Raw genomic sequence first — 20,330 nt, 5'->3', positions numbered from 1 at the left:
TAATGTAACTATGCTGAGTCTGTAATTGTCACAAATAATACCTAAAAAACTGCTGGCTGTAGAGAACAACTGGCAAAAAGAACTCGCTATGTCATTTTCTGATCCTATTTCATTGCTTAATTATCTGGAATTACCCTTAGAAAACTATGTAGATGACATCAAAGCAAGACAACTTTTTCCAATGCGCGTACCTCGTCCCTTTGCTGAAAAAATGAATAAAGGTGATCCTTTTGACCCTTTGTTTAGACAAGTGTTTACGAGTCGCAATGAATTTAATACCCCAGCGGGTTTTTCAAAAGATCCCTTGCTAGAACAAAACAATCAACAGCCTGGGATTTTGCATAAATATCAAAATAGGCTGTTGCTGTTGGTGCGTGGCGGCTGTGCAGTGAATTGCCGTTATTGTTTTAGAAGGCATTTTCCTTATACTGATAACCACCTAAATAAGCAACAATGGCAACAAGCCTTAGATTATATTGCTGCTAACCCTCAAGTCGACGAAGTAATTTATTCTGGTGGCGACCCATTGATGGCCAAAGATGACTTTTTAGCATGGTTAACCAAACAAATAGAAGCCATTGGACACATCAAACGATTGCGGATCCACACACGTCTGCCAGTGGTTATCCCTGCTAGAATAACCAAAGAGTTAATAAGGTGGTTTTCCCAAACTCGGTTAAAACCTGTGATGGTCTTGCACGTTAATCATGCTAATGAGATAGACAGTGCACTGGCAGACTCAATGCAAAAACTAAGAGGGGCAGGGGTAACATTACTCAATCAAGCGGTGTTGCTCAAAGGTATAAACGACACTGTTGAGCAACAAATTGCGTTAAATGAAGCTTTGTTTGAGATTGGAGTGATGCCGTATTACTTACATGTTTTAGACAAAGTACAAGGAGCGGAACATTTTGATTTGCCTGACAGCCAAGCGAAAGCGTTAATGAGAGAGTTAATAAAACGTCAGCCGGGTTATCTGATCCCTAAACTGGTTAGAGAAATAGGTGGTCAGCCCGGCAAAACGCCACTTGATTTGCAGCTTCATCCATAGTGGTTCCCAAAATGGAAACACTATTGCCATTAAGCAAAGGTATCGATATTTGACCCAATTGCTGGATTGGCAGATGAAACTTTAGGGGCTGCAGCTGCTTCGATTAGCTCTAGTGTCGCTTGACCCTCTATTTTTTGCTGTGATTTAGCAAGTTGTAGAGACTTTATTTCAAGCGTCGAACTAACAGACGACTGACTTGCTCCTGAAATATCCATACAGTGCTCCTTATTACTTGTAGCAGAGTACAAAAACGGGCAAAATCGCCCGCATCAAATTTGTATCGACAACCTTAAGTAAAACTTTAGTTATGCAAACCATTATTCAAAGCCTCAGCGAAAACGTACAACTTATTTATCGAAAGTCCATTGATGCCGATCAAGTCATTGGTCGTTTGCAACATGACGGAAAAGGTAAATTTAGCGCGATTTTTGCCAAAGACGCAGGTTTCACCACCAGTAGTCGACTATTCAAACCTTATGTGGAAGAAATAGCGAATGAAGTGTTAGCTTTGGAAAAACAAGACCAAGTTGCCATCAAAAAGCAATTACCCAGTTTAGTAAAAAAAATTGAGTTGATTTTAAAAACGCTTGATCAATTCCAAAAAACTGCGCGCTAGTTCAAAGTTGCGCAATAATTAACGTGCCTGATGTATGGGTAGGTTAGCAATTCTTTGGTTAATACTTTGCACCATTTTAAGGTATTCAGGGCTGTCCACTTCGGTAAACTTGCGGTTAAATTCATTTTTGCTTAAGCCTTCAGGTAAGTCCTGAATGTTAGGAAAAAATAAGCCCTCGTCGGCGCTTTCGGCTAATATATTCTGCAATGAAATGGCGCTAGCAGAACTAGTGGCAGCAATTGCAAATTCTACTCCAGCAAAATCAGCGGCTAAGTCGACAAAACTATAGCCACTGCCATCGTCACTTCTATCCATCAACTCTTTAAACTCGCCAATCGCTATACTCAGACCTTGTTCTGATAATATTTTGATGGCGGCAGAAAAAATAAAATGCTGATTGAGATCTTTACGGTAAGCCAAGGTAGGCTTTGCGTTAGGCATGGCGACTTTGGCTTTTTTAGGTTGCACGTCACCCACTAAATTAGCAAACCTGTGATGCCCAGCATATATTGCCAGCGCCATGATTGCTGCTTCGTTTTCTTTGGGCGCAGTTTCATAGTTAGAGCGGTTTTTGGCCAAACGAAATACCACTGCAATATACTCTGATAAGGACTGTGGTGATAAACGTTTACCCACATCTAACAAAGACAATTGTTTCAAATAATAGGCTGTTCTGAGTCGCATTTCCTCATCATTGCTGCCACCTACACCTTGCTTCACATCATTGAGTTCTTTAAGAAATTGAGCAAGAGGAAGAACCGACAATTGTATTTGGCGTTCCGACATAGCCAGCGACTCTACTTGGCGCACAAACTGACTGGCAATATCACTGCTGGTATACCAATTTGCGAGGTAAACTAGGGTGCTCAAAGCTAAGTTGCCAGGTACTTTAACAGAGCCGAGCTTCACGTGACTGACTTTAATACCTGGGCCAGGTAACAATAAAATATCAATGTTCAGATATTGGCCAATAGGATTGTTAGGTAACAGGTAGCTTGCCAAAATGCTGGTGGAGTGTGAGGTAATGCTTACCTGAGCATTCAGTTGCCCGTGGGCGCGTTGCGCAAACCCCACTAAGCTGTTTAATTGGTCTTGGCTGATATTGATTGTCTGTTTGTGAGTTCTATTTTTTACACTGTCACTGAGTTGTTTCATCAGTTTCTTAACTGATTCTGCTTCATTGACTTGTTCACCACTATGGGTGATGACTGTAGGGTAGGACTCAATTGCGGTGACAACAAGTCCCAACACCACAATAACGAACACCAGAAATAAAATACAAATATATTTAAATAGCTTTGCCAAGTTAGCTTCCCTTTAAGCTTGGTAAGTCAATTTGTAGAAACGGCATTTTACTAAACAATCGCCATATTTCCTTTTGATTCTAGCCATTCTTTGCGGTCTGGTGCGCGCTTCTTGGCGAGTAACATATCCATCATTTCTAACATTTGTTCTGAATCGTCTACCATCAATTGCACTAGCCTACGGGTATTAGGATCCATGGTGGTTTCGCGCAATTGCAGAGGGTTCATTTCACCCAAACCTTTGAAACGTTGCACATTCACTTTGCCACGTTTTTTCTCAGCGACTATACGGTCTAAAATACCGTCTTTTTCACCTTCGTCTAAGGCGTAATAAACATCTTTACCTATATCGATTCTAAATAACGGAGGCATTGCCACATATACATGTCCGGTGTTGACTAGGGTTCTAAAATGTTTAACAAATAGGGCACACAACAAGGTGGCAATATGCAGACCATCGGAGTCAGCATCGGCCAAAATACAGATTTTGTCGTAGCGTAAGCCACTTAAATCATCAGAGTCAGGATCGATACCTAAAGCTACTGAAATATCGTGAATTTCCTGGGAAGCTAAAACCTGAGATGAGTCCACTTCCCAGCTATTTAGGATTTTGCCACGGAGCGGCATGATGGCCTGAAATTCACGGTCTCTGGCCTGTTTTGCCGAACCACCCGCTGAATCACCTTCTACCAAAAATAGTTCCGAACGGCTAGAGTCCTGAGTAGAGCAGTCTGTCAATTTACCGGGTAAAGCGGGGCCTTGAGTGACTTTTTTACGGGCCACTTTTTTACTTTGGCGCAAACGGGTTTGTGCATTGTTAATACACATTTCGGCCAATAACTCAGCCACATCGGTATGCTGATTCAGCCACAAACTAAAGGCATCTTTGACCACGCCTGATACAAAAGCTGCGGCTTGACGTGATGATAATCGTTCTTTTATTTGCCCTGCAAATTGTGGATCTTGCATTTTAGTAGACAACACATAACTACAACGATCCCAAATATCTTCAGGGGTTAGTTTCACCCCACGAGGTAAGAGATTTCTAAATTCACAAAACTCCCGCATCGACTCTAACAAGCCTTGGCGTAGCCCATTGACATGTGTGCCACCTTGCGCGGTTGGAATAAGGTTAACGTAACTTTCGGTGATCATCTCGCCACCTTCAGGTAGCCACATCACCGCCCAATCTGCTGCTTCGGTATTACCTGAAATTGAGCCTACAAATGGCGCATCCTCAGGCAAAGTGACATATTCTTTTACCGATTGATATAAATAGTCCCTAAGCCCATCTTCGAAGTACCACTCTGTGGTTTCATTGCTAATTTTATTATCAAATCGAATCCGCAAACCTGGACATAACACTGCTTTGGCACGTAAAACGTGTAACAGCTTGGAGACCGAAAATTTAGCCGAATCAAAATATTTGGGGTCAGGCCAAAAATGCACTTTGGTGCCAGTGTTGCGTTTACCACAAGTATCAACAATTTCTAATTCTTGGACTTTGTCGCCGTTTTCAAAAGCAATTTGATGCACATTACCATCACGGCGGATGTTCACTTCCACTCTTTTTGATAAGGCATTGACTACAGAAATACCCACGCCATGTAAACCACCAGAAAACTGGTAATTTTTATTTGAGAACTTACCGCCAGCATGGAGCTTGGTCATGATTAATTCTACCCCTGAAATACCTTCTTCGGGATGTATATCCACTGGCATGCCACGACCGTCATCTGTGACTTCAAGTGATTGATCTGGGTGTAACACGACTCGAATTGAGGTGGCAAACCCACCAAGGGCTTCATCCACACTGTTATCAATGACTTCCTGACTCAAGTGGTTTGGACGAGTGGTATCGGTATACATACCGGGGCGGCGTTGCACCGGCTCTAGGCCGTTTAATACTTCAATGGCGTCAGCGTTATATTGGTTTGACATAGTTCTTAATCAGCGCTCTTATTATTCTATTGTTGGTGGTGAGGGAAAACCCTTAACTGGCATACATGTTATACCAAGCTTCAATTAGTCTTGCAGTAGAAACCTAAAAATTTCTGGTAAGAATCGTTGAAAACCCTGAAAACTATGGTCCCCACCTTGTTCTATGCTGAGTTTATAATCTTGATATTTTATTTCTGCTTGGCGATAGTCTAGGGTTTCGTCTGCAGTTTGTAATAATACCCAATAGTCAGATGTTGGCTTTAAAGTCGCGGTATCTAATTGGCGAAGTTCATCAATATGTTTGTTTTCTAGCAAAAAAGCCTGTTGCGTATAGGGGTTAACATGCTCTCCCAAAAAATCACCTAACAATTCAAAAGGGCGCACCGCAGGGTTAATCAAAACCGCTTTCCCTGTATACTTCTCTATCATATATGTGGATAAAAAACCTCCCAGTGAACTACCGATAAAACGAAACTTTTTACCTTTGTGTTTAGCAATGCATAGCTCAATATTTTTTATGGCCTCTTTAGGGTAATTAGCAAGTTCTGGTATTTCTATGGTTAAATCAGGATAGTTAGTCCTTACAAACTCAAGAGTTTGTGTGGCTTTTTGTGACTGAGGTGAACTTAAAAATCCATGTAAATAAATAACAACGTATTGCACTTTAAGGCTTACTCTTTGAGACGATGAATAGATGTGCTTATTTGACCATTTTCTAACAGATTAATCACTCTATACCCAGGCTTTAAATCACTTGTAGCAAAAGATGCTTGGGTCGCAAACTGCCAACACGTAGAGGGGCAAGCTAAATACACACACTGATTTACTTGCTGTTCAATGGCAGTATGAATGTGTCCGTATACTACCCCTTTAATTGCCTGATTTTTTGCAACAACAGCGTTAAATTCTTGTCGATTGAGCCACTGATGTTTATCCATCCATCCACCACAAGAAATTGGATGATGGTGGGCTGCTAATAAGTGATACTCGTTGCTGTGTTGATTGACATAGTCCGTTAAGGAATGGAGCTTATCTTGGGACAATTGCCCAAGGGTCGCGTGAGATTGGGTGTCCAATAAATGAATATGCCAGTGGTTAGGCAAAACCAGTTGTGGATGCTGCAACCATAGATATTCTTGGTGGACATTGGTTGCTAAATGTTCTTGGTTGTCATGGTTTCCAGGAATAATAGCAATTCGGCAATCTATTTTTGCGTCTTGAAGTAAACCTGAAAAGTGCTGATAACTTTGCCTAGTGGCGTCACCACTTATATCCCCAGTCACTAATAACACATCTGGTTTATGTTGTTTAACGCTAGCCAATATCTTTTGTAAGCTGTGAAACGGGTTGATCTCCTGGTACCCGAATTTCTTAGTATCGGCAAGCAAATGACAATCAGAGATTTGTATTATTTTCATCGATAGAGGGAGTTATGCTTCAGACGAATGTAACTGGTCACTGTGAGCTAAACAAAATTGCAACCATTCAGCTAAAAACACATTAACCATTTCTTTTTCGTTTTTCTGATACATTTTAATATTTGGGTAGCGGTAGCTAGGCTGTAATGAGCCTATATTTTGGGCACTGATGACCTCAGCCATTTTTGCATCATGGTATAATCTTACTTGTACAACAGGGCGTAAAAAATCATATTCCATCTGGCTTTTTTGTGACATTTCTAAGGTGCTAGTGTAACGACTACATTCCATAATCTTGATGGTATAAAGCAAACTAGTATTTACTTCAAATTGGTACTGCAAATCTGCTGTATCGCAATCTGGAAGAAGCCTTAACAAACGCCCATAGTTAATCTCACAGACCTTGTGCATATTGGCAACCTTAGGCACATATTTACGACCTATCTCTCTAGACATCTGACCAACTATCCAAAACCAGTTGTTTATTCATGGCAAACCATTGTAATGCAATGAGGGTGGCGGCATTATCAATTTTACCTTGGTTGATCCAATTGAGCGCAACAGCAGAGGGGACTCTGTGCACCAGAATATCTTCACTTTCATAATCCAAACCATGTACACCTTTGGCATCGCTGGCATCCACTAAACCGACATAGATGTGTATACGTTCGGTTGTACCACCAGGGCTAGACAAGTAACTTAAGGCTTTGTGTAATTTTTGAATCTCGATTCCCGCTTCTTCTTGTGCTTCTCGGCAGCACACATCTTCAGGTGTTTCACCTTCATCAATAATGCCTGCTACTACTTCTATTAACCACGGCGAAGTGGATGTTGGTAATGCTCCAATTCGAACTTGTTCAATCATCACAAATTCATCCAAAACAGGATCGTATGGCAAAACGGCAATGGCATGGCCCCGCTCAAAAATCTCCCTTTCCACCACATCGCTCCAACCACCTGCAAATAATTTGTGTTTAAACGCGTACTTCACCATTTTAAAGAAACCTTGATATAAGGTTTCTTTGCTTAATATTTGTACATCGCTATCCGAAAACTGTTGGATTGGTTGTTGATTTTGTTTCAAATTGCCACCGTCACTTTATAATTTCTAGGAACTGATAGTATAAAACCTAAGATTAACATATCGAAGTTATAGATGCTGGCACGCCTAGGCTCTATTAATGTATAATATTCTGTTACACTTGAGACCTTGGTGTTACCACAAAGCATTGTTACTTAACGCTTGTTTTGCTTAGACTTTAACTATCATATAAAAAAGTATTCGACTAGACGTAGCCTTGTGGCATACAAAACTAGGGCCGGATTAGGAACCACATAGGACTACCAATGAAAAAAACATTTTTGTCGCTATTGATCAGCATGGGGATATCTTCGTCTGTATTGGCAGACGATCTTTACCAAGTTTATCAAATGGCTGTTGAGAAAGACCCAACCATCAACCGCGCTAAAGCTGACAGAGATGCTGCTTTTGAAGGTATATCTATTAGCAGAGCAAACTTATTGCCTTCAGTATCTGGCTCATTGAGCTATTCAGATAGCACATCGGAGTCATTTAATTTTGATACTGATGCTAATGGTCAACCTTTTGTTGGCATCGTTGAAAGTGATTCTAAAAATCTAGGATTAGATCTAAATTTGAGCCTGTCGATTTATGACAGACAAAATTGGGTTGCCTTATCTCGTGCAGAGAAAGTAGCACATCAGAGTGATACTAGTTATGCGTTATCTAAACAAGATTTGATCGTGAGAACAACTGATGCCTATTTAGCGATTTTACGTGCTAAAGATAGCCTGATTTTTGTTCAAGCTGAAAAACGTGCAATTGAGCGTCAATTAGAGCAAACCAAACAACGTTTTAATGTTGGGTTAACTGCTATTACAGATGTTCATGAAGCCCAGGCCAACTTCGACAATACCGTTGCTCAAGAAATAATAGCCGAAAATGTAGTTGAATTGCGTTTAGAAGAAATGCGTGAAATTACTGGCAAGTATCATGATAATTTGGCTGTTTTAAATACCGAAAATTTTAGTGCTTCTCGTCCTTCACCAGAAGGCGTAGACAGTTGGTTAAAAATAGCTGAAGAAAAAAATCTAGATCTTATGGTCAGAAATTTTTCTAAAGACATCGCCAAAGACGACATTGCTTCAGCGAAAGCTGGACATTATCCAACACTTTCATTGAGTGGTAGCTACGGGCGAGACGATACCGAAATTAATGGTAATAGCGGCTTTCCTGCCAGAGACAGTAACTCACTAAGCTTGACTTTAAGTGTGCCCATTTACTCGGGTGGTTCAGTTTCGGCTCAGACCGCACAAGCCAGATATCGTTTTGTTGCCGCGAGTGAAGATTTAGAATTAACGTATCGTTCAACCGTACGTTCAGTGCGCTCTGCATATAATGATGTCATTGCGGCTACATCTACTATTCGAGCATTGCAACAAGCCGTTGTTTCTGCCGATAGTGCCTTAAAAGCAACAGAGGCAGGTTTTGATGTAGGTACTAGGACCATAGTTGATGTACTTAATAGTACTAGAAACCTGTTTGACGCAAGACGTAATTTAGCAAGTGCACGTTATGACTTTATTAGCGCAATATTAGATCTTAAACGTGCATCAGGTAATTTAACAGAACAAGATTTGGTCGACATCAATAGAGGTCTTGAGCCTTCGAAAGTCAGCTAAACAGTCAATATATGAGGGCGGCGTTTGCTGCCCTTTTTAAATTCTCACTGTCATAATTGTGACTTTTAAAAGCAACTGAGTTAAATTTTTTATTGTTATAGATAATTGATTGACAGCCCAGCCTAATTGAATACCCTATCGCTGATTTTTATTATTTTCTGAGATCTACTTCCTAACATGCAAGCTTCGACCCTAAAAGCCAAGTTTATTCAAATTCGTGCCAACAAATTATTCGAAATTTTTGTCGTCACAGTCATCATCTTTTCAGCGCTACTGGTAGGTGCAAAAACCTATGACATGTCGGAAAATGTTTACACCATAGCAAAATTTATGGATTGGTTTATCAGTGCTTTTTTCCTGACTGAAATCAGTATTCGGTTTATGGCTGAACATCGTAAACGAGATTTCTTCAAAAGTTTCTGGAACATATTTGATACCTTGATTGTTATTATAAGTTTGATCCCCGCCGATGATACCGAGTTAGCATTGGTAGCTAGACTGGTCAGGGTATTTAGAGTACTGAGAATGATCTCAATTATTCCTGAACTTAGAATTTTATTAGTTTCTTTAATCAAAGCAATGCCACAACTTGGCTATGTGATGTTATTGATGTTTATCATCTTTTATATATACGCAGCCATAGGCAGTACCTTATTCGAAACCATTAATCCGGTTTTATGGGGTGACATCACAATTTCACTGCTTACCCTATTTAGGGTCATGACATTTGAAGATTGGACAGATGTTATGTATGAAACCATGGAAGTGTATCCGATGAGTTGGCTGTTTTATTTAACTTTTATTTTCTTCACAGCATTTGCGTTTTTAAATATGGTGATTGGTATAGTTGTCAATGTTATGGAGCAAGAAAATGCCAACGCCCGCGCTGAAGCAATTGAAGAAAGTGGGGATCCAAGCCTTAGAGAAATTTCTGAACAAATATCAAAGTTACAGGGGCAAATAATGTCCATGCAAGGCAGTAAAGAGCCTTCGAGTTAAATTAGGTTATTGTTTGTTTTGTGCGCTAAGTAATTCACAAAATTCGGCATAGGGAACAGGGCGGCTAAACAAGTAACCTTGCGCAATATCGCAGTTATGTTCTGTGAGAAAATCTTTTTGTAATATCGTTTCTACACCTTCGGCAATGACTTCTAATTTTAGATTATGGGCCATGGCGATGACTGCAAGTATGATGGCACCATCACTATCTTGGCTATTTTCGTTAATTTCATTGATAAATGACCTGTCTATTTTTAGTTGATCGATAGGTAATCTTTGTAAATAAGCAAGAGAACTATAGCCGGTGCCAAAATCATCAATTGAGACACTTATACCTAATTTACGAACTTCATCGAGCAAAAAATGGACTTTGTCGTAGTTGTCTATTAACACCCCTTCAGTGAGCTCTATTTCCAATTGCTGTGGATTTATTTTTGCGTTAGTGACACTTTGATTAATAAACTCGAACAATTGACGATCGCTGACTTGGCGCGGCGATAAATTAATCGACAGTTTAATTTCTTCACCTATGTTGGCCAATCGTTTCAATATTGCACAGGCCTCTTTTATCACCCATTTACCTATTGGAATGATCAGTCCTGTTTGTTCTGCCAGAGGAATAAACTCGTCTGGGGGGACGATATAGCCGTCGGGATGGTGCCACCTTATCAAGGCTTCGGCTTTAATAATTTTGCCATTGGCCAAGTTCAGCATGGGTTGCAGATATAGTTCAAACTCTTGATTTTCCACTGCATTGCGTAGCGAATCTTCCATTTCAATGCGTTTTCGTGATGCCTCGATAAGCTCTTTTGAATAAAAGGAGATACTACTGACGGCTTTTTTCTTGGCTGCATAGACTGCTAAATCTGCATATTTCATTAACTCTTCAGCGTTATTAGTGTCTCTAGGAAAGGCTGCTGCACCAACATTTAAGCCTATTTCACACTTTACCCCAGTGCTTAGGTAAAAAGGCAAACAACTGGTGCTAATTAACCTTTCTGCAAATTTGATAGCAAGATTTTGGTCTTCAGGGGAAATCTGAGTGTGTAAGTGATTCAGTTCTAGTATCACCGCAAACTCAGTGCCTCCAATCTTGGCAATCATGTCATCTACATGAGTGATCGCATTGAGTCGTATCGACAATTCTCTTATGACTTCATCTCCAACTACATGACCGTGAATTTCGTTGATACGTTTAAACTGCTTAATATCAAGATACAATAAATAAAACGGTCGATTTTGCTGGATTTTCCTTTCAAGATTTTGCCAAAAATACTGACGATTGGGTAAGTTGGTAAGGGCATCAAAGTGGGTTAGTTTCTCGTTACGTTTAAGTAAATATTTAACCTGGGTTACATCACTTACACTGAATAACCAATTCTGTACTCTTTGTGCATCATTTTTAATAGGTTGAATGGATAATTTAAGCCATTTGCCTTGCAAAGGTGGATTTAACCAATAAATTTCGCCACTCCATGAACTTGCGGTGGAAAAGATGCGTTCACACTCTGGGTATTGGTTTCTAAACAGTTCCAAGAGTAATTTGTCTGGAGGTAGACTAATTTTGATATTGGTATCATTAAATATTGAGCGTAACGCAGGATTACTATTTATTAAGACTAAATCAGAATCAAAGAGCGCTACACCTAAATCCGTTTGCGCTAACGCCTGACTAACGGGCTGTTTGGTCGTTAGGGTACGATTGGGTTCGCTAAGCAATTCTTCTAAACGAGAGTGAAGGTAATCGTGTTGGGCAGATATTTTGTCAGCGGTTAACAACGACTCGCGGGCAATTTGCAGGGTTTCTTGTTTTTGCCTATATTTTGCGTTGAGTTTGTTGACGATTAAATAATTTTGGTTATCAGCGACAACCGCCGATGCTTCTAAGCGAATCACTTGGGTCGTTAATTGTTCTGACCACATACCAGACTCAATACGCCCATTTTTATGGACATTCCAAAGGTTTTCCGCGTCAATTAAAAAGTCTTCCAGGTAGGCAGAGTTATGCTCAAAACTAAAGACTTTGGTATCCACTGTTTCTGGCAGTAACTCGTCTAGCCAATTCCCAGCTTTATATACCACTTCAAACTCAGAAGCTGATAGCCGCTTAAAAACAATGCAGTCTAAAAAACCTAGAGCGGAGAGAAGTGAAGTATCCAAGGGATTAATTACACAGTTAATTCGTTGGCAATATGGGTGAACATGGCATCGACTCCATCTCCCGTTTTTGCACTAGTATTAAAAAATTGACTGAAGCCTTGTTTGACTTCTTCAAGTTCAGTCTCGCTCCAATGCCAGCTGGCTGGCAAGTCTGACTTATTAACAGCTAAAATTCCGGGTATGTCAGCCACTTCCTTAACCATTTTTAGTATGTCTAATCCCTCAACCAAAGATTGTGAACGTGTGTGATCGGTCACTATTATAAAGGCCGACGCACCTCGTAAATACTTAGCTTGAAAACCACAGTAGCGATCAATGCCTTCAATATCCCATATCATTAGCTGTACTGTTTCACTGGCAGTATCAACTTGTTTTTTGTCAATCTTTACACCAATAGTAGTCAGGTATTTTTCTGAGAAAATACCTTCTACGTATTGTTTAACCAAACTAGTTTTACCGACGCCAGTCGCGCCTAGCAGGCATATCTTCTTTTGGATCATGATTGTCCCAATTGTTTTATTATTATTCCCACTTTTTGATCCTAGTCCTAACCGCCTTCAAAATATACCACGTTAAACATCACTTTCCGTGCCCCTTCTTTGGCCGTTTCTAATTCTATTACGCCCAATCCAATCGCATTTAAGCGACTGGCTGCTATGCCTAGCTCTTGCAATTTTAACTTTACATTATCTGCACGTTTTTGACTCAATATTTTATTGAAAGAAACTGTGCCAACAGTGTCACTAGCGCCCATAATAATTAAACCTAATGACAACTCCTGCTGTTGAGCCACTTCAATTAAATTATTAAACTGTTGTTTAACCTCAAATAATTTTTCTATTGCTTGCTCGGATAAATCACTTTGTCCGGCTTCAAATGCAATCGAAACCCTATCTATTTTTGCAATGTTCAAATCTAAAATAGCTCTAATTAACTCGGGATCATCGGCCGCTGTATTCGCTGTTCCTTCGATAATTATCTTGTCTAACCAAGTAGTTTGGAAATTTAAACCAATCAGTTTGGTCAATTCGCCTTGTAAAAGTAACTTATTTAAATTCGTTAATTTCCCACTAATGTTCGGAATATTATCCATCCAGTCGACTGTAACACTGGGGTAACGAGCAATAATACTCTCAGTTTTATTCTTTATTAGTGGAGGATCAAGGGATAAATAAGCTCTTTCTTTGTAAATCACTCGACTACTTTCAATCCCATGTTGCTCAAGCCACTCTTGAATTGTTAGCGAGGCGGGATCTCGCAATACCTCGAGCTGAATATCTTCTAGACCTAAAGTGTCTATGCTGGTAAGTATAATGCCCGGAACACTATCAATTAACTTCACTTGGTTCATCAATTCATGGGTGTTCCAACGTTTTACAAATAAAAATCCGCTACCGATTAGAAGCAAGAGAACAACTGTCCAAGCCATCCATGGTTTCTTATTATTGCTGTGTTCTGGTTTTAAGACAGTCATCAGACAGTCTCTTAACTGATGTTCACTATTGTTAAAAGGTACTGAATCGCCGTTAAAGTTATCTAACTCTTTGTCGTAAAGTTTATGAATTTCCTCTAGTGTTGTTTGTAGTTGGTTTGCTACGCCCTGCGGCATATTGCCGGTAATTGCTGCTACTACTGATGCCTTAGGTCCTTTTTTTAGTAATAAGGTGAAGTCGTCGGTACGTACGACATCAAGATTCTGCTCGACCTTACCGGTATTAGTGCTAAAGGAATCAGATACAAAATCGTTTATTGCCGTCAACATTGATGAGACCATGTCTGCATCTGCTTCAAGTTCTAAACCTAAGGAAACTGAATTTAACAAAAGTCCTGTTTCTCGATGGATTAAAAATACTTGCTCAACTCGAAATGCAAAAGTTTGGCTAGCGGCATATTGGGAAAAGGTGACCCCAGATTGCCATGCTTTAAAACGCCAAGTGAGGCCTTTAATGGTTAAACTGTTTTCTATTAAGGTGTTGGTTTTTTCTAATAGTTCTGTAATAAATGCCGTTACTGATTTTCTAACGAGGCTACCTATTAGAGGGTATAAATAACCTACAAACCTTTCACTATTTGCCGCAACGGATTTTTCAACGGATTTTTCTACTAGTGGTAACAGTACTTTGTTCACCGAGCCATCTTGGGCTTCTCGATCGTGTAAGGCCTCCGAAAAAACGTCCCCTACTAATTCGCGGGCATTGTCTTTTAGAGTTTGTTTGACATACAGACCATCGTCACCTAATACCAGTTTACGAATCTGGCGCATTTGGTCGGTATCAGATTGGCTGCTTGGTTGCTCGTTTAAATGTGCCATATTTCAGGCTACTCACCTTCATCTGTTTCAAGATTACTTGCCACAGTGGCCAGCAATTTCGCGAGGGTTTTGCGATCTGTCTTAGTTGAATTGAGTTCGCTCGACACTTGGGTAAGTTTTTCTAAAGCTTGGTTAAGTTGCTCAGTGAATTTCACTGTTAATGCACTAATTTCTTTATCTAAGCGATTGTGTAATTCGTCATTTTCTTGTTTATTATTGGCCTCTGCCATTTCAAGTTCTGATGAAATTTTGTCGGCGTAGGTATGCAACTCGGTAGCCTTTGCCTCTTGCCCTTGATCGGCAATTGCGAGTTTGTCTTCTAGTTGATTGAAACCATCGCGCATAGAAGCTTGAAGATTCTGGGTATTTTGTTCAATTGTTTGCTGTATTTTTTTGAAGCTATCTTCAGTGTGTTGCTCTAACGCTGTAATACGCGCTTCGATATCACTTTTGGCCGCACCAAAGACTAGATGCCTTAAACTTTCAAGTTCTGTTATTGCCACTGAATCTGCTGACGAAGTGGGTTGGTCATTGGTGTTATCGGTATTTTTTTTACTAGCCATTTTGCAAATCCTCTGCTCGAATAATACTTTCAAAAAATGAAAACGATTTATAATGCACAGGTTCGCATGATAATTAAACTGTTTTCAATAGTTTAGCTAAAAAACGTGGGAAGATTTGTTGACTCATAGACTAAAATATTGATTTTTGGCATTACTAGTCCAAAATAGCGTTGGCAGCGTAATCCATTCATACGTAGTAAATATTCATTTCGAATTAACATCACCAAGAGTTTTTCATGAAATATCAAGGTAGTCCTGCTTTTACCCATAGCCAAGATGACAAAGTGGGTGTTTTAGTCACCAATTTAGGTACACCCGAAGCGCCTAAGAAGGCCGAGTTAAAGCGATACTTAAAGGAGTTTTTATCTGACCCTAGGGTGGTGGAGATACCAAGACTGTTATGGTGGATGATTTTAAATTTGGTGATTTTGAATATTCGCCCTAAGCGGTCTGCTAAAGCATATGCAACGGTATGGACTGAACGTGGCTCACCGTTAATGTTCCATACCCAAGACCAAACCAATGCATTACAAGACAGTTTGCAGCAATTATATGGCGATAATGTAGTGGTAGACTTTGCCATGCGTTATGGCTCACCTTCAGTGGACTCAGTAATTGACAAAATGTTACGTCAGGGCGTGCGTAAATTAGTGGTATTACCGCTATATCCGCAATACTGCGCTTCAACTACTGGCTCTACATTTGATGCCGTTGCTGAGAGTTTCAGTAAAAGAAGGTGGATCCCTGAGCTGCGTTTTATTACTCACTATCATGACAATCCTGAGTATATAAAGGCGATAGCAAGTAAAATTCAAAGCCATTGGCAGCAACATGGACGAGCAGATAAGTTAGTCTTTAGCTATCACGGTATACCACAACGTTATTTATTAAATGGTGACCCTTATCATTGTGAATGCCATAAAACATCACGGTTGATTGCCGCTGAATTGGGTTTAAAGGAAGGCGAACATTTTACTAGCTTTCAGTCACGTTTTGGTCGTGAAGAATGGCTAAAACCTTATACTGACCATTCACTTAAGGCTTTTCCAGAACAAGGAGTTAAATCTGTGCAAATTGTTTGCCCAGGGTTTTCTGCGGATTGTTTGGAAACGATTGAAGAAATTGGTGAAGAGAACCGCGATTATTTTCTAGCAGCGGGCGGGGAACGATATGAATATATAGCGGCCCTAAATGCCGACACAGCACATATTAAGGCGCTTACAACGTTGCTTGAAACCCATCTACAAGGCTGGTCAATCGCCCCAGAAAATACTGAATTGCGCAGTGAGCTGGCAAAAGCTATAGGTGCCGAAAAATAGAAAAGTAAGGTATATTAGGGCAGTAGCAAATAAGACCGCTTGGTCAGTTTGTGTTAACCTAAATTTACATTGTGATGCTACTCACAGTAGCAGCAATACAAAATTAGTTGAGTAATTTATTAAATAATAATCAAAAAAGCCGCGCAGACTCTTTAACGGGTGGATAAGTCGGATGCAGAACAGGAACTTCCATGTCTACACAAAATCTTGCTGACCAAGCCTTGGTCCATACTCCATTTTTTACCAACGATGCCAGTGTTATGGGCATTTTGGCTATTTTGTTGGGTTTAGTGTTTTATACTGCCAACAGCAAAGCTCCTTTTTGGAGCAAGTTTTATATGTTTGTGCCATCAGTTTTACTTTGTTATTTCCTACCTTCGTTATTAAATACCTTTGGTTTAATTGATGGAGAGAATTCGCAACTTTATTTTGTTGCTTCCCGTTATTTATTGCCCGCATGTTTAGTACTTTTGACTATTAGTGTTGACTTAAAGTCAATTGCGAAGTTAGGCAGTAAAGCCATCATTTTATTTTTTACTGGTACCTTGGGCATTGTAATTGGCGGACCAGTTGCGCTGCTGATTGTGTCGATGTTTAATCCAGAGCTCTTAGGTGTTGATGGCCCTAACGCAGTTTGGCGAGGTATGACAACCGTCGCGGGAAGCTGGATTGGTGGTAGTGCTAATCAGGCAGCAATGAAAGAAATTTACGGAGCGGGTGACCAAATGTTTTCTGCAATGGTCACTGTGGATATTATTGTCGCGAACTTATGGATGGCTGTGTTGTTAATCATGGCGGCAAATGCAAAAACCATTGATGCCAAAACAGGTGCTGACACTTCTGCCATTGATGAACTTAAGGACAAAGTTAAGAGTTTCGAGGCTAAACATTCACGAATTCCAAGCCTTACCGATATTATGTTGATTGTTGCTGTAGGGCTGGGCGTAACCGGATTTGCGCACATGTTTGCCGATACTATTACTCCTTATTTTGTGGAAAACTTCCCAGAACTGGCTAAATTCAGTTTTCACAGCAAGTTTTTTTGGATGATTATTTTTGCCAGCACAGTTGGTATTACCTTGTCTTTTACCAAAGTACGGCAGTTAGAAGGCGCAGGTGCTTCAAAGATTGGTTCGGCTTTTTTGTATATTTTGATTGCAACAATTGGTATGAAAATGGATATCACGATGATCGCCGATGAGCCATTATTTTTTGTGATTGGTGCAATTTGGATGTTAATCCATGCGTTACTTATGTTGATAGTCGCTAAATTAATTAAAGCCCCGTTATTTTATATGGCAGTGGGTAGTCAAGCCAACGTAGGCGGAGCAGCCTCAGCACCAGTAGTGGCTTCTGCTTTTCATCCCTCATTGGCCCCAGTTGCGGTAATGTTAGCAGTATTGGGTTATACAGTGGGCACCTATATGGCTTGGTTTTGTGGGCAAATTTTACAGAGCATCAATTAAGTGAATAAATTATGAGTCAGACTCATCCAGCACCTAATGCCTTACTCAGAGCGCAGAAATTGGCGAACTTGACCGATACCCAAATACGGATACCTATTATAGGTGTTCGTGTGGGATTGGACTTTTTAGTGGGGCTTATCCCCGTTGTGGGTGATTTAATCATGGTAGGCGTATCTTTGAGTATTGTGGCTATGGCAAAAAGTATTCAGGTGCCCCGAGCTTTAAGAATTGCAATGTTACGCAATATCGGCATTGATTTTTTACTTGGTTTACTCCCCTTGGTAGGTGATTTAGTGGATATATTTTATAAATCTAACCAAAAAAATGTGCGCATTATGGAAAAGTGGTGGGTCAGCCAAAATCACCAGAAAATTCAAGCCAAAAGTCAGCAAGCCTTTGAAGAATGGGAAAAGTCTCAAGATAACTCAGAGTAGTTTTTGTTGTGTGATTCGGTTGCAGTTTACAGTATTCAATTGCCCCCTAAAACATGCCTTTCATGTCCCCTGAATATCGCTTTAATTGGCCGGTAGGCACTGAATTTTTTAGGTTGTTTTATCATTAAATGCGCTATATTGTGAGTTATGAAAATAAGCACATTTTTCGTTTATGCATTAATTTTAAGTCTAGCCCCACTGGTGCTAAAGCATTCAATTATTCATGCTAAACCAACTCCAATTTCAGTTGCTGTGTTAACGGTAAATAAACAACAAATTGCTCTTTTCGCTGAACAATTTAGCCGTTTTAATCATTTACAATCTGAGATTGTGGTCGATGTGGATTTTTACAGTGATCAGGGGCTCAAAAGTAAACTTTCAGGCTGGTTGGAAAGCGGAAAATACGACTTAATTCATTGGCAAGCTGGAAAGCGCTTAAATGATATTGTGTTACAGGAGTTATTGCTACCTATCGATTTACTGATAGATAAAACAATGCTCGAAAACAATATCAGCACCCAATTGTTAGATGCTGTCAATTTAAATGGATCCTATCAGGCATTGCCTTTTGCCTATTATCCCTGGGGATTTTATTACAGTAAAACTCTCTTTGCCCAACATGACATTTCACCTCCAAAGTCCTGGGCTGAGTTCTTAGCCATATGTAGTAAACTGAAGAAGTTAGGTATTGCTCCTCTAGTGCAAGCAAGTCAAGAAAGTTGGCCTCTGCTCGCCTGGATAGATTTTTTAGCGTTAGATAATGGTGGCATAAAGACACGCAAAGAAATGACTGAATTTGCGAGTGTAGATCGTGACAGTATTGCTAAAGTGGTTGAGCAGTTTTCAATCTTATTAGACTATGGTTATTTTTTTGCACCTGACCATAATTGGCGTTGGGAGCAAGCCGTAACATTATTGGTGCGACAACAAGCAGCAATGACCTTAATAGGGCAATTTGCTGAGAGTGAAATTAAAGCCGAGCATAATTCTCAAATCGGGTACTTTCCATTCCCCCATTCTCGAACTGACATTGCGTATCCTGAAGTGGCCCCTATTGATTTGTTTGTTGTGCCTTTAGCTTCAAAGAATCATGCCTATTTACCCGCTGTTTTAGATTTCTTAGTGCAAACAGAAACAAACAAGGCTTTGGCTACGGGTTTAGGTTTTTTAGCCGCGTCTACAAAGTTTGATGGGCAGGGATTAAGTGAGCGGGCCTTAATTGGTTTACAAAGCTTGCAAAAAAGTACGGGGCTGGTGCAGTTTTTTGATCGTGATACTGAGGCTAAATACGCTACCAATCTAGCCAATAGTATCGCTCACTCGATTTTAAATGGAGAGTCATCAGCCTTTAAAGGCGCGTTGTCAGGACAAGACTTTGTGAATTCGACTCATCAAGTATTAGACGTTGGCTTGCCAGAAAAGTTACTTAATTTTTCGTCATTTACTGGCTCTCGAGGCACTTTTTTTGCGTCAAATACCCTCAGTGCAGTGTATCAAAAATTGGGTTACAACATCTCGATCACCCGTTATCAAAATTTATCAGAATCTTTAAACTCCTATAAATACGGTGCTGATGGCGAACTTGTCAGAGCTAAGGTTTTTGCTAATCAGTCAGAGGATTTAATTCAGGTTCCAGAACCTATCGCTGAGTCAACTATTTATTTGGTATGTCGTACCAGTGAAGCCTGTAGTAGAAAATTGCAGTCCAAGGTCGAGGTTGGCACTAGCATAGATATTCTGGCTATCAGAGACTGGTGGATAAAAGAAAAAGTCACAAAGCAGAACTATGAAACGACTCCATTGATGTTGCAAGCGTTTGAGTCGGGTCAATTAAACTACATGATATTACCAGCAGTAGATGTGGCAGCTTATAACGAACAATTGCGCAATAGTGGTTACAGGGCTATTTTGAGTATCCCTTTTTATCATTTTATTCATAAGAAGCATCAAAATATGTTACAAGAGATTAATCAGGGGTTAAAAGAATTTAAGAAAACCTCTGCCTACCAAGATTTTAAAACGCGTTACTGGCTAAATTAGATAAT

Annotated in this window: 19 protein-coding genes; 8 read left to right on the top strand and 11 right to left on the bottom strand. The window is 40.0% G+C overall.

All coding sequences use genetic code 11. The features are described 5' to 3' along the window. The first annotated feature begins 25 nt into the window (after nt 1-25). Nucleotides 26-1,051, top strand: a complete 1,026-nt coding sequence (gene epmB, locus AAC000_RS01105; RefSeq protein WP_339719329.1) for an EF-P beta-lysylation protein EpmB — start codon at nt 26-28, stop codon at nt 1,049-1,051. Nucleotides 1,052-1,080: 29 nt separating this feature from the next. On the opposite strand, the gene AAC000_RS01100 is transcribed toward epmB, so the two are convergent. Then, nucleotides 1,081-1,266, bottom strand: a complete 186-nt coding sequence (locus tag AAC000_RS01100; RefSeq protein WP_339719327.1) for a hypothetical protein — start codon at nt 1,264-1,266, stop codon at nt 1,081-1,083. A gap of 92 nt (nt 1,267-1,358) precedes the next feature. Here AAC000_RS01100 and AAC000_RS01095 point away from each other — a divergent pair, with 92 nt between their 5' ends. Then, nucleotides 1,359-1,667, top strand: coding sequence for a hypothetical protein (locus AAC000_RS01095; RefSeq protein WP_339719325.1), 309 nt, complete (start codon nt 1,359-1,361; stop codon nt 1,665-1,667). 18 nt (nt 1,668-1,685) lie between these two features. Here the strand turns inward: AAC000_RS01095 and AAC000_RS01090 are convergent, their stop codons facing one another. The 6 genes from AAC000_RS01090 to nudF all read right to left on the bottom strand — a co-directional run bounded on the left by AAC000_RS01090 (nt 1,686) and on the right by nudF (nt 7,414). Further along, nucleotides 1,686-2,972, bottom strand: a complete 1,287-nt coding sequence (locus AAC000_RS01090) for a hypothetical protein (protein WP_339719323.1) — start codon at nt 2,970-2,972, stop codon at nt 1,686-1,688. A 50-nt stretch (nt 2,973-3,022) separates the two neighbouring features. Beyond that, nucleotides 3,023-4,912, bottom strand: coding sequence for a DNA topoisomerase IV subunit B (parE, locus tag AAC000_RS01085; protein ID WP_339719321.1), 1,890 nt, complete (start codon nt 4,910-4,912; stop codon nt 3,023-3,025). Nucleotides 4,913-4,996: 84 nt separating this feature from the next. Beyond that, nucleotides 4,997-5,575 (bottom strand): YqiA/YcfP family alpha/beta fold hydrolase, encoded by a 579-nt coding sequence (locus tag AAC000_RS01080; RefSeq protein WP_339719319.1) that lies wholly within the window; start codon nt 5,573-5,575, stop codon nt 4,997-4,999. A gap of 8 nt (nt 5,576-5,583) precedes the next feature. Beyond that, complete coding sequence (locus tag AAC000_RS01075; protein ID WP_339719317.1) at nt 5,584-6,330, bottom strand: metallophosphoesterase; 747 nt, start codon at nt 6,328-6,330, stop codon at nt 5,584-5,586. A gap of 12 nt (nt 6,331-6,342) precedes the next feature. After that, entirely contained in the window at nt 6,343-6,786 is a 444-nt protein-coding gene (locus AAC000_RS01070) for a DUF1249 domain-containing protein (RefSeq protein WP_339719315.1), read from the bottom strand. Next, on the bottom strand, nt 6,779-7,414 hold the full coding sequence (gene nudF / locus AAC000_RS01065) for an ADP-ribose diphosphatase (RefSeq protein WP_339719313.1): 636 nt from the start codon (nt 7,412-7,414) through the stop codon (nt 6,779-6,781). Before nudF ends, AAC000_RS01070 begins: the two co-directional genes overlap by 8 nt. 263 nt (nt 7,415-7,677) lie before the next feature. On the opposite strand from nudF, the gene tolC reads away from it, so the two are divergent. Then, nucleotides 7,678-9,033, top strand: a complete 1,356-nt coding sequence (tolC, locus tag AAC000_RS01060; RefSeq protein ID WP_339719310.1) for an outer membrane channel protein TolC — start codon at nt 7,678-7,680, stop codon at nt 9,031-9,033. A 177-nt stretch (nt 9,034-9,210) separates the two neighbouring features. Next, nucleotides 9,211-10,032: an ion transporter gene (locus tag AAC000_RS01055; protein ID WP_339719307.1), complete on the top strand. Its 822-nt coding sequence runs from the start codon at nt 9,211-9,213 to the stop codon at nt 10,030-10,032. A 6-nt stretch (nt 10,033-10,038) separates the two neighbouring features. Here the strand turns inward: AAC000_RS01055 and AAC000_RS01050 are convergent, their stop codons facing one another. The 4 genes from AAC000_RS01050 to AAC000_RS01035 are packed head-to-tail and all read right to left on the bottom strand — an operon-like array spanning nt 10,039 to nt 15,066. Further along, nucleotides 10,039-12,192, bottom strand: coding sequence for a bifunctional diguanylate cyclase/phosphodiesterase (locus AAC000_RS01050; RefSeq protein WP_339719305.1), 2,154 nt, complete (start codon nt 12,190-12,192; stop codon nt 10,039-10,041). Nucleotides 12,193-12,200: 8 nt separating this feature from the next. Further along, complete coding sequence (locus AAC000_RS01045) at nt 12,201-12,692, bottom strand: Rab family GTPase (RefSeq protein WP_339719304.1); 492 nt, start codon at nt 12,690-12,692, stop codon at nt 12,201-12,203. Between the two features lie 47 nt (nt 12,693-12,739). Continuing rightward, nucleotides 12,740-14,503 (bottom strand): OmpA family protein, encoded by a 1,764-nt coding sequence (locus AAC000_RS01040; RefSeq protein ID WP_339719303.1) that lies wholly within the window; start codon nt 14,501-14,503, stop codon nt 12,740-12,742. A gap of 8 nt (nt 14,504-14,511) precedes the next feature. Further along, on the bottom strand, nt 14,512-15,066 hold the full coding sequence (locus tag AAC000_RS01035; RefSeq protein WP_339719301.1) for a hypothetical protein: 555 nt from the start codon (nt 15,064-15,066) through the stop codon (nt 14,512-14,514). A 236-nt stretch (nt 15,067-15,302) separates the two neighbouring features. Between AAC000_RS01035 and hemH the strand changes: the two genes are divergently transcribed. From hemH to AAC000_RS01015, 4 genes are all read left to right on the top strand, one after another. After that, nucleotides 15,303-16,385 carry a ferrochelatase gene (gene hemH, locus AAC000_RS01030; RefSeq protein WP_339719299.1) on the top strand — a complete coding sequence of 361 codons (1,083 nt, stop codon included), beginning with the start codon at nt 15,303-15,305 and terminating at the stop codon, nt 16,383-16,385. Between the two features lie 191 nt (nt 16,386-16,576). Then, nucleotides 16,577-17,851, top strand: a complete 1,275-nt coding sequence (locus tag AAC000_RS01025) for a DUF819 family protein (protein WP_339719297.1) — start codon at nt 16,577-16,579, stop codon at nt 17,849-17,851. An 11-nt stretch (nt 17,852-17,862) separates the two neighbouring features. Continuing rightward, nucleotides 17,863-18,285 (top strand): DUF4112 domain-containing protein, encoded by a 423-nt coding sequence (locus AAC000_RS01020; RefSeq protein WP_339719294.1) that lies wholly within the window; start codon nt 17,863-17,865, stop codon nt 18,283-18,285. Between the two features lie 147 nt (nt 18,286-18,432). Beyond that, a complete protein-coding gene (locus AAC000_RS01015) occupies nt 18,433-20,325 on the top strand; it encodes an extracellular solute-binding protein (RefSeq protein WP_339719291.1) in 1,893 nt (630 codons plus the stop codon). Nucleotides 20,326-20,330 lie beyond the last annotated feature (5 nt).

Source organism: uncultured Paraglaciecola sp., from assembly GCF_963977085.1.
In the GTDB taxonomy this organism is placed as follows: Bacteria; Pseudomonadota; Gammaproteobacteria; order Enterobacterales; family Alteromonadaceae; genus Paraglaciecola.
The sequence above is the reverse complement of the archived record's forward strand: the minus strand, read 5'-3'. Positions and strand labels throughout refer to the sequence as shown.